Source organism: Okeania sp. SIO2B9 (assembly GCF_010672505.1).
Lineage (GTDB): Bacteria > Cyanobacteriota > Cyanobacteriia > Cyanobacteriales > Microcoleaceae > Okeania > Okeania hirsuta.
On record NZ_JAAHGK010000524.1, the window covers coordinates 1 to 4,895 of the forward strand.

Genomic DNA, 4,895 nt, shown 5'->3' on the forward strand with positions numbered 1-4,895 from the left:
ACGACAATATTAACGACTATTTTTAGAGTTAGCATCTATTAGTTTTCTCCCAGGATGTGAAAAATTGATATTGATTATGAAAAATCTACAACTTTCTTATCATATCTAAATATTGTCTCATTTGACTACAATATATGTGTCAAATATTTTTCAACTTCTTTTGGCTCCATTGCCAGACTTGTGCAAATACTTTTTCTATCCAGGTCATAACCACATCCACCCATCCCAATATTTCTTCTAGAGGATGTTTGATATATCCTATTGAAACTGAGGCTACTTCTAAGCAGTCTTGTTCTTGCTGGTAATCTGGCCTACTATCTTCTCTACTATAATATTGAATCGAAACTTTGGCATTTTTTGTGGTCTGGGAAAAGTTTTGTTCATTTGTCTTTGTTAAAGTTTTGATGCTCCTGCCTCGATTTTCTCTAAATCTGATAGTTTCTATGTTGGCAGAATTATTAGAAGTGAAAATGGTCTTTTGAGAAGAGTTCTGTACCTGGTCTTCCTCTTGTTTTACTTCTAACAATGATTCAAAGGGTAATTCTTCTATGTTAATAGGTGGTAGTAATTCATTTAAACCTAGACTTCTAGTAATTGGGTGTATGTAATGTTTAGCTATATTGTTAATAAAGTCACGGAAAATTAGATTGGAACTTGACAATAATGGCAGTGTTTGGTAATTATTTTTTTCCTGAATTAGTTTATTTTTCTCCGGGGGTAATTTCAATTCCTCAAATAGATTGAACCATAAGGCTATTTGACTGGTTTGCACCCAGGCCATAATTTGCCAGAAAATACTCATATATCTAGAGTTGGGTGCAATTTCGGCGCATGGTTGAAGTTGCAATGGGGTGTTGTTTTCTAAGTAAGCTGTTAAGATAAGTGGCTGTTTTTGTTGGTCTTTGGTCAAAAGTTCAGATTTTTGATGATTATCTGCCAGGGTGTCTTGATTTTCAAATTTAATGTCTAGTCTTGGGAAAAGTTCAGATTTGGGTTTAATTAGGGAAGAAGTTGAGGTGTTTACTGGGAGTTTAGCTGCTGGTGGGGTGACTGTTTGTATTGTTGTTAGTGATGCTTGCTGAATAGGTTGGTTAGTATTTTGATGATTTTTAGTTGTTTCATTATTGACTTTATTTGTGATTTGTGGTTTTTTTACGGATGCCTTTTTTCCTAGCTGTTTGACTGCTAGGCGAGAGGTTTGCAGCAACACATATATTGGATAAAGTAGCAATTGAATTGTGTTGGTAGTTGCAAATTTTACTTGATTGAAGACGCGATCGCTTCTATCTAATATTTGGCGATATTTTTCAGAAACAAAGTTTAATACTTTACTTTTATAAGGACTTGATGTCATTTTTATTTTAAATTTTTGATAGGGGTAGGTTTATTTATTTTCATGATTTTCTTTTTCTTGCTCCGTCTTTATGTGCTCGGAAACCTCAGCGCAGGCAGTGCGCTTTTTTGAAGCAATAGGGAATAGGAGAAGGCGATCGGATAATTTTTATAGAGTTAAAAGTGAACTAATTATAGAGAGTAGTATGTTACTAAACAGCTTTATTATATCTCAGAAGCGAAGTTTTATGAGACTCTGGAGTTAGGAATAAGTTTGTTTCAGTTATGAGTAAATTGAAATATGAAATATGATTTGGCTTTACTTATCTATGGAGTAGCTAAGGTTTTGATGAAAATTTTTTTTCTATGAGGAAAGCTAATCAAGGACTTAGGTGAGTTGCAAGAAAGTTGTTGTTAGAAAAAAATCAGAATCTACTTCTACATCTCAATTTCAATTAGAAAGAATATCGGGCAAGGCAAACGCATCTTATTTTGAAGTTCTAACAGGGCAAGGATGTTAGGGTTCTGAGTGTTTATACTTATTACTTCTCTAAAGCTTAACTGTAGAAGGTTCCAGAATTTAGATGCGTTGGCCCTGGAATATCGGGGAGTTTGTTGAATAAATAGTCATGCGTAGGGGCGAACAACTCCTAATACATAAATTTTCTCACAATTTTTTGGGGAATGCAAGGCAAAAAACCTGACAGATTTTTTTGAGCTTCACAAAATGCTTATTTTGCTCTTCTCAGTAGAGTGGAGCGATCGCTCATCTATATATAGCTATCGGTAAAAAGTGCAGTGTTTTTAGTTGAATAAATAGTCATGCGTAGGGGCAAACAACTCCCAATGCATAAATTTTCTCACAATTTTTTGGAGAATGCAAGGCAAAAAACCTTGGCATCACGTTTTTTTTCTGGAGCTTGACAAAATGTTTTTTTTGACTCTACTGAAATGAATATTTTCTCTCTGTTCTAAATTGAGTGGAGCGATCGCTCATCTATATATAGCTATCGGTAAAAAGTGCAGTGCTTTTAGTTGAATAAATAGTCATGCGTAGGGGCGAACAACTCCTAATACATAAATTTTCTCACAATTTTTTGGGGAATGCAAGGCTCAAAACCTCACAGATTTTTTTGAGCTTCACAAAATGTTTTTTGTGACTCTACTGAAATGAATATTTTCTCTCTGTTCTAAATTGAGTGGAGCGATCGCTTATATCTCTCTATCTATAGTTATCAGTAAAAAGTGTGGCGTTTTTAGTTGAATAAATAGTCATGCGTAGGGGCGAACAAATCCCAATACATAAATTTTCTCACAATTTTTTGGGGAATGCAAGACTAAAAACCTCACAGATTTTTTTGAGCTTCACAAAATGTTTTCTTTAACTCCATTGAAACGAATATTTTCCCTATCTTCTCAGTTGAGTGGAGCGATAGCTTATATCCTATCTATTCTTCTTCCTTCTTTCTTCTGCTATATACTCTTTCTAAACATTCAATAATCAACAAATCAAAACTTTATGCAATTTTCTATTAGAGAAATTTCAACAACTATAGAAAAACTACGAAAACTAACCCAAGTAGATATTCAAAGACAATGGCGATGTCAGCAAAGAGATATACCTTTAACCGCACTTGAAAATTTAGATACTTGGGAATTAGCCGTAACAAATGAGAGAAAACATATTGCCTGGAAAAAAGGTAAACAGATTTTATGGTTAGGGCAAAAATTGATAATTCCCTCACACTTAAACAACTATTTTTTAGCTGATTTATCTTTAAAATTAAGTTTAACTTGGTGGGCTGAATCTGCGGAAATTTATGTAAATGGAAAATTAGTACAAACAGGAGATTTATTTGACTGTTCGAGTCGAATTTTACTAACTCCAAAGGCAATGGTTGGGGAGACTTTTTTAATTGGGATTAAGTTGGTAAGTCCGGTACATGACTGGGGAGCTTTAGTAAAGTCTTGGTGCGTGTATGAAAATGTGGATAATTATCAGCTAGACCCTGGTTTATTGGCAGATGAGTTAGAAATTTTAGTTGAATATTTGGCAAAAGTTGAGACTGAGAATGACTTAGATATAGAAAGAATAAAATATGCGGTAAATTTGATAGATTGGCAGTCAGTTGGAGAGAGGGAAAAGTTTGAAGAGTGTCTGATAAAAGTTAATGCTGAAATAGTCAAAATTTCTGAGAAGTATATTAATAGTTTAAAACTGAAATTATTGGGTCATGCTCATTTAGATTTAGCTTGGTTATGGGATGTCAAAGAAACTTGGGAAGTGGCGCAACGAACTTTTGAGTCTGTATTGAATTTACAACAAGATTTTCCGGAACTTATTTTCTGTCATTCGACTCCGGCACTATATGAATGGATAGAAATAAATAGACCAGATTTATTTAATAGAATTAAAGCGCAAGTAGAGTTGGGAAAGTGGGAGTTTGTTGGGGGTTTGTGGGTAGAACCAGAGTTAAATACTGTGAGTGGGGAATCAATTGTTCGTCAGGTTTTATATGGTCAAGGTTATTTTTGGGATAAGTTTGGCAGATTTTCTCTTGTAGCTTGGTTGCCGGATAGTTTTGGTTTTTGTTGGCAACTTCCACAAATTCTTCAGGGTGGGGGTATGGAATATTTTGTGACTCAAAAGTTGCGTTGGAATGATTTTATGGAGTTTCCTTTTGAGGTTTTTTGGTGGGAAGGTTTGGATAAAAGTCGAATTTTTAGTTTGATGTTACCGCCGATAGGAGAAAGTATTGATGTTGTAAAGATGGGAAGGTTTGCTTGTGAATGGTTGGTGAAAACTAGTAGAAAAAATGTTTTGTGGTTGCCTGGGGTGGGAGACCATGGTGGGGGTCCGACTAGGGATATGTTGGAGGTGGGGAAAAGATGGCGGGAGTCTGGTTTTTTTCCTTTGTTGGAGTTTACGACTGCTGAGAATTTTTTAGTAGAGTTGGTGGGGGAAGGTTCTGATGATTATCCTGTTTGGGGGGATGAACTTTATTTGGAGTTTCATCGAGGTTGTTATACGACTCATGCTGATCAAAAGAGATGGAACCGTTGTTGTGAGGGTTTGTTGTATGAGGCGGAGTTGTTTGCTGTTTTTGCTTCGGTTGTGACTGGTGCTTTTTATCGGAAGAATGATTTGGAGGTTGCTTGGAAGGGGGTTTTGTTTAATCAGTTTCACGATATTTTGCCTGGTTCGGCTATTTCTGATGTTTATGTGGATGCTAATAATGGTTGGAGGGAGTCTGAACGGTTGGGGTTGGAAATTTTGGATGAGGCGATGGAGGCGATCGCTTCTCATATTGATTTTTGTCCGCCTTTTTCGTTTGATTCTGGTGAAGATGGGATGTTTTATCGGGTTATTGTTTTTAATTCTCTGAATTGGCAACGTTCGGAATTGGTTTCGGTTGCTTTGCCAGCGCCTCCGGAAAAAAAGGATTGTTGGGGTGTGGGGAGTAGGCAGCAGGGAGAGGGTTTGGATATGGATAATTATTCTGCTGGTATGCAAAATGATCGAAATGACTGGCTAGTTTATGACAATGAGGGAAAATTAGTTA

At 35.9% G+C, this 4,895-nt stretch carries 2 protein-coding genes; one reads left to right on the forward strand and one right to left on the reverse strand.

The window, feature by feature from the left end; translation table 11 throughout:
- Positions 1-139: 139 nt before the first annotated feature.
- Positions 140-1,354, reverse strand: coding sequence for a hypothetical protein (locus F6K13_RS18275; protein ID WP_124145586.1), 1,215 nt, complete (start codon positions 1,352-1,354; stop codon positions 140-142).
- 1,497 nt (positions 1,355-2,851) lie between these two features.
- On the opposite strand from F6K13_RS18275, the gene F6K13_RS18280 reads away from it, so the two are divergent.
- Positions 2,852-4,895: alpha-mannosidase (locus F6K13_RS18280; RefSeq protein ID WP_375340668.1), on the forward strand; the 2,044-nt coding region annotated here is incomplete at its 3' end.